Raw genomic sequence first — 5,405 nt, forward strand, 5'->3', positions numbered from 1 at the left:
CCGCACCCGCTGTGTCAGCGGGTGCGGCCCGTTGCCGGGAGGAGTGATGTCACCGGTGGCCGGTGCGGCCGCGGCGGGCGACTCCGATGGTCAGCCCCATGGCGGCGAGCCCCAGCAGGGTCACTGTCGCGCCGAGCCAGCAGTTGTTCCAGATGATGCCGGCCCGTGCGGTGTGGGTGGCGGTGACGACCCAGGGGGAGATCAGCAGCCAGAGGCCGAGCGGGGCGAGGATCCACGCGAGGCGGTAGGCGCGTCCCGGGGCCATCGTGAGACCGGCCCCGATCAGGGCGATGGTGATGCCGATGATCAGGTTGTTGATCGTGATGTTCCGCTGCAGCGCGAAGTGCACGACCCAGGGCGAAATCGCGGCGTAGACGCCGGCCAGGACGATGAGTCCCTCGACGGCCATGGCCTGGCCGCTGGAGGCCGTCCGCTCCAGGCGCTCTCGCATCTCGGCTAGCTCGGGGTGCGAGGTCATTCCGGCGCCGGTGCCGGCGGTGGAGTGCTGCGGATACGACATCGCTGCCGTCTCCTCTCCATGAGATTGCGAGTTTGCTGTTGTTGCTCTATGGGTCGACTTCCCCCTTGTGTCCGCAATAGCGCTACTTGTCATAATTTTTCTCGTGAGCTGCATCACACTGAACGCCCCCTGCGGGACGTGCGTGATCGTCTGTCAATCTTGTCCACGGTGCGTCAAGAATTCGTCGAGGGCGCGTCAGGATCCGGGGAGGGCGTGTGACAGGGGCAGAGGTGCCCGACGAGTATCTGACGGGGTACACCAGGATCCTGGCCGACGTCTGCGCCACCGGCCGCCGTCTGACCCGGGAGGAGCTGGACCTGCTGCGGGCCCACGGGGAGCAGGCCGCGGAGGCCGGGCACGGCCTGCGGAAACTCGTCCGCCTTCACCTGTCCGAGGCCAGGGCCGTCGCCCCCACGCTGACGGCCACCGGAATCGACCTGGTCCTCGCCGCCGTCGAGCAGGCCGTCGACGCGTTCGCCGAGGGGCACGAGCGGGCGCAGAAGCTCGCCATGCGCCAGGAGGAGGCCGACCGCCGCGAGTTCATCGACGACCTGCTCTACGGCCGCAGCGACCTGGGCCGGCTGGCCGAACGCGCCGAGCGCTACGGACTGTTGTTCTCCCGCGCACACGCCGTGGCGGTCGCCCAGGGCGGACAGCCCGTGGACGACACCCATCCGGCCACACGGTACGTCGAGACCGCGCTGGTCGCCCGGTTCGGTGAGCGCCGCATCCTGCTGACCACCAAGGACGGCCGGCTCGTGTGCATCGCCCCGGGCGACCAGGAGGACGTCCTGGCGTTCTTCGCCAAGCAGGCGTACGCCTCCACCGACGGCGGCCGGGTCGCCATCGGACGCCCCCACCCCGGCGCCGGGGGAGTGGTCCACTCCTACGAGGAAGCCCTCAACGCCCTCCAACTCGCCGACCGGCTCGACCTGCCGGAGCCCGTCCTGCGAGCCGCGGAACTCCTGGTGTATCCCGTCCTGACCCGCGACCGGCAGGCCATGGCCGACCTGGTCCGCGACACCCTGGGGCCGCTGAGGGCCGCCCGCGGCGGAGCCCAGCCGCTCCTGGACACCCTGACCGCCTACTTCGACGCCGGCTGCACGGCCGCCGAGGCCGCGCGCCGCCTCAACCTCAGCGTGCGCGCCTTCACCTACCGTCTGGAGCGCATCCACAAACTGACCGGCGCCGATCCCGCCGACCCCGTGCACCGCTACAGACTCCAGACCGCCGCGATCGGTGCGCGCCTGCTGGGTTGGCCGGAGAGCGAGCTTTGACTGCTCCCCTCCCTGAAGAGGAGGGGATTCCTGGCTCAGGCCGCCTCCCGGAGCAGCGCTCCGGGAGGTCTTGCGCCCTCGACACCAGCCGGGTTCAGACCTGCCCGGAGGAGCATCACGCGGGCGGAGTTCTTGTCCCTGGGGGAGACGGCTCCGCACGCGGTGCAGGTGTAGGTGCGTTCCGACAGCGGCAGTACGTGCTTGGTTCTCGCTCCGCACGATCCGCAGTCCATGGTGGTGTGCGCGGGATGCACCAGACGCACGTCCCGCGCGTGCTTGCGGCCCGTCTCGGCCAGGGCCTGCTTGGTGGCGCCGATCGCGGCATCGGCCGCCTTACGCGCCATCGACGTCTTCGCAAGGAACTTGGGCCGGAAGTCCTCCACCGCGATCACGTCATGGTCGCGCACGACCTTCTTCGCCCTTCCCCAAGCTCTCCGACAAGCTCCGAGCAGGGGAGACCCCATTCGCCCCGTGTCCTGCCGCTGCCGGGCGATCTTCGCATACGTCTTCGCCCGCCACCGCTTCGCCTGCCGGTAGCCCTTCGAGGCGGCCTGCCCCTTCTTGGGTTTGCGGCGGGCCATCATCCGGTCGTAGCGGGACAGCCTCTCCTTCGCCTTGCGGCCGTGCTGGGGGTGGGGGAGGTCATGGGCGTCGGAGGTGGTGGTGGCGGTCTCCCGCACGCCCCAGTCCACGCCGAGCACCGCGCCGGTCGGCGGCAGCGGCTGAAGCGGGGCGGGGACGACGAACGAGGCGTACCAGTGGCCGAGGTGGTCGCGGTACACCCGCACCGAGGAGGGTTCGGCCGGCAGCTCGCGGGACCACACCACGGTCAGCACGATGCCGCCCGCCAGGTGCAGCCGGCCGTCCTTGAGGCGGAACCCGCGCCGCGTGTAGTTCAGCGTCGGCTCGGCCTCGTGCTTCTTCCTGGGCCGGGGCATGCCGGCCCGCCGCCGCACGGGCAGCCGGTCCTTGAGGTCCTGCAGGGCCTTCGTACGGGAGGCGGCGAAGTCACGGACGGTCTGCTGCTGCGGCACCGAGGCGCCCGCGGCCAGCCACGGGGTGACGGCGCGGGCCCGGGTGAGCATCCGGTCCAGCCGGGCCGGACCACACGCCTCCCCCTCCGCGTGGGCCTTCTTCGAGCGGGCCACGCACTCGTTCCAGATCCACCGGCACCGCGCCCACTCCGCCTCCAGCCCGGTACGGGCCGTGGCCGACACCCGCAGCCGGTACGTGTACCGGGCATGCCCACCCCCGTCGGCCTCCCCCACCGCCATCCCGGTCACCCCCGGCCCTTGCCCCGATCACCCGACGCCCGCCAGGCGACCGTACACACGACACCCGAACAGCCGCCCCCTCCTCCCGTCACCATCACCCCGACCAGCGAACAAGAGCACACACGTTCGCCCGGCTCCGCTGAGCAGGATGTCGGGGCGCTCCGCGCCGCTGTCGCGGGATGCGATTCTCCCCCGCAGGCGGGAGGTACCCCCACCCCGGAGTGAACGCCGGGGCCTCCTCGCCAGAGATCAGGTGAACACGGCGGCGCCGCCCCTTGCTAGGCCCCCTCGACCGCGTCCAGCACGTGGGGCGCCGCCGCCACTGACCGGTGGCCATCACCCGGCCGTCCGAGGACGCACATGCGAGACGTCCCCGGACGGCTCTCGCCGTTCACTCCACTGACCCCTCACAGGAGGCGTTCGCCGGCGGACGGGGCAAACCTGGAGCACGACGGATGACCTTCCCGTGCGGGGCGTCGTCCGTGCCGGCCGCGCAGCCGACCGGCGGACCGGCGGGCCGCACCGCACCGGCTCCGCCACGTCCGCCGCGAAGCACCGCGGCCGCAGGTCACCGCCCCGGACGAGGAAAGGTGCGATGGACGCCATCGAACTGCTGAAGCACGACCACCGCATGGTGGAGCAACTGTTCCGCGACTACCACGCCGCGGCCTCCCGGACCCAGCGGCGCGGAGTGGTCGAGCTGATGGTCCGCGAGCTGTCCAAGCATGCGGCGCTCGAGGAAATGATGCTCTATCCCCTGGCCAAGAAGGTGCTTCCCGACGGCGCGCGGAAGATCGACGAGTACCTGAGCGAGCACATGGCCGTCAAGAAGCTGCTGCTCGCCCTCGACAAGCTGCCCGCCGGAGACGAGCGCGAGGCCGACCTCATGGCCCAGCTCAAGCGGGAGATCGACGAGCACATCCGCGAGGAGGAGGGCGAGACGATGCCCGAACTCCGCGCCCGCGTCCCCCAGGAGAAGCTGGACGAACTCGGCCGGCTCCTCGGCCGGGCCAAGCAGACCGCCCCCACCCGGCCCCACCCGAACGCCCCCGACCAGCCCCCCGCGCTCACCGTGCTCGGGCCGGTGGCCGCCGCCTACGACCGACTCCGCGACCGTCTCCAGGGGAGGCCGAGCACATGACCATCGCCAGCGGTACCACCGAAGTCAGCCGGGAGCCCGAAGGCGCCCACGAGCGGGCCGGCTTCGACGAGATCCACATCCTCTGGATCTCCGAGGGCATGAGCTGCGACGGCGACACCGTCTCCATGACCGCGTCGGGCCAGCCGGCGATCGAGGACATCGTGCTCGGCCTGATCCCCGGGCTGCCGAAGGTGCACCTCTACAACAAGGTGCTCTCGCCGAGCCTGGGCGGCGAGGACTTCCTCGCCCCCTTCCGGGCCGCGGCCGCCGGGGAACTCTCCCCGTTCATCCTCGTCATCGAGGGCTCGGTCCCCAACCAGAACATCATCGAGGGCGACGGCTTCTGGACCTCCTTCGGCAACGACCTGGAGACGGGCGAACCGCTCACCATCAACTGGTGGATCGACCAACTCGCCCCCAAGGCGTGGGCGGTCGTCGCGGCCGGCACCTGCGCCACGTACGGCGGCATCCACGCGATGGCCGGCAACCCCACCGGCTCCATGGGCCTCGCCGACTACCTCGGCTGGGACTTCAGGTCGCAGGGCGCCCTGCCCATCGTCAACGTCCCCGGCTGCCCCATCCAGCCGGAGAACTTCATGGAGACCCTGACCTGGATGCTCTACCACGCCGCGGGCTCCGCGCCGCCCCCGCCGCTGGACCACATGCTGCGCCCGCAGTGGCTGTTCGGCAAGACGGTCCACGAGGGCTGCGACCGCGCCGCGTACTACGAGCAGGGCGACTTCGCCAAGGACTACAACTCCCCCAAGTGCCAGGTGAAGGTGGGCTGTTGGGGTCCCGTGGTGAACTGCAACGTGCCCAAGCGGGGCTGGATGGCCGGCATCGGCGGCTGCCCCAACGTGGGCGGCATCTGCATCGGCTGCACCATGCCCGGCTTCCCCGACACCTTCATGCCGTTCATGGACGAGCCCACCGGCGGCAGCCTGTCGTCCGTCCTGATCAGGCCCTACGGCGCCTTCATCCGGCGCATGCGCGGCATCACCAGCATGGCCGTCAACAAGGAACCGAAGTGGCGCCACAACCAACACGAGCTGACCAGCGGGTACGACCCGCACTGGCGCGCCTGACGAGAGGAACGAGGGCCAGACCGACATGACGACTACCGAGGCTCGTGCGGCGGGGCGCAGGCCCGCGCAGATCGTGGACATGTCCTGGGATCCGATCACCCGGATCAT

The 5,405-nt window shown here is 70.8% G+C and carries 5 protein-coding genes; 3 read left to right on the top strand and 2 right to left on the bottom strand.

Annotation, left to right across the window (positions count from 1 at the left end):
• Positions 1–49: 49 nt before the first annotated feature.
• The gene (locus DEP02_RS27875) at positions 50–520 is read right to left on the bottom strand and encodes an SPW repeat protein (RefSeq protein ID WP_112470450.1); all 471 of its coding nucleotides are present in this window, start codon (positions 518–520) and stop codon (positions 50–52) included.
• Positions 521–735: 215 nt separating this feature from the next.
• On the opposite strand from DEP02_RS27875, the gene DEP02_RS27880 reads away from it, so the two are divergent.
• Positions 736–1,797 (top strand): PucR family transcriptional regulator, encoded by a 1,062-nt coding sequence (locus DEP02_RS27880; protein ID WP_112470451.1) that lies wholly within the window; start codon positions 736–738, stop codon positions 1,795–1,797.
• Positions 1,798–1,832: 35 nt separating this feature from the next.
• Here the strand turns inward: DEP02_RS27880 and DEP02_RS27885 are convergent, their stop codons facing one another.
• Positions 1,833–3,071, bottom strand: a complete 1,239-nt coding sequence (locus DEP02_RS27885) for an RNA-guided endonuclease InsQ/TnpB family protein (protein WP_112470452.1) — start codon at positions 3,069–3,071, stop codon at positions 1,833–1,835.
• A gap of 595 nt (positions 3,072–3,666) precedes the next feature.
• On the opposite strand from DEP02_RS27885, the gene DEP02_RS27890 reads away from it, so the two are divergent.
• Both DEP02_RS27890 and DEP02_RS27895 read left to right on the top strand, forming a co-directional pair.
• The gene (locus DEP02_RS27890; RefSeq protein WP_112470453.1) at positions 3,667–4,212 is read left to right on the top strand and encodes a hemerythrin domain-containing protein; all 546 of its coding nucleotides are present in this window, start codon (positions 3,667–3,669) and stop codon (positions 4,210–4,212) included.
• Complete coding sequence (locus DEP02_RS27895) at positions 4,209–5,297, top strand: NADH-quinone oxidoreductase subunit B family protein (RefSeq protein ID WP_112470454.1); 1,089 nt, start codon at positions 4,209–4,211, stop codon at positions 5,295–5,297. The genes DEP02_RS27890 and DEP02_RS27895 overlap by 4 nt, the downstream gene beginning before the upstream one ends.
• Positions 5,298–5,405 lie beyond the last annotated feature (108 nt).

It is taken from the genome of Streptomyces triticisoli (genome assembly GCF_003270085.1).
In the GTDB taxonomy this organism is placed as follows: Bacteria; Actinomycetota; Actinomycetes; order Streptomycetales; family Streptomycetaceae; genus Streptomyces; species Streptomyces triticisoli.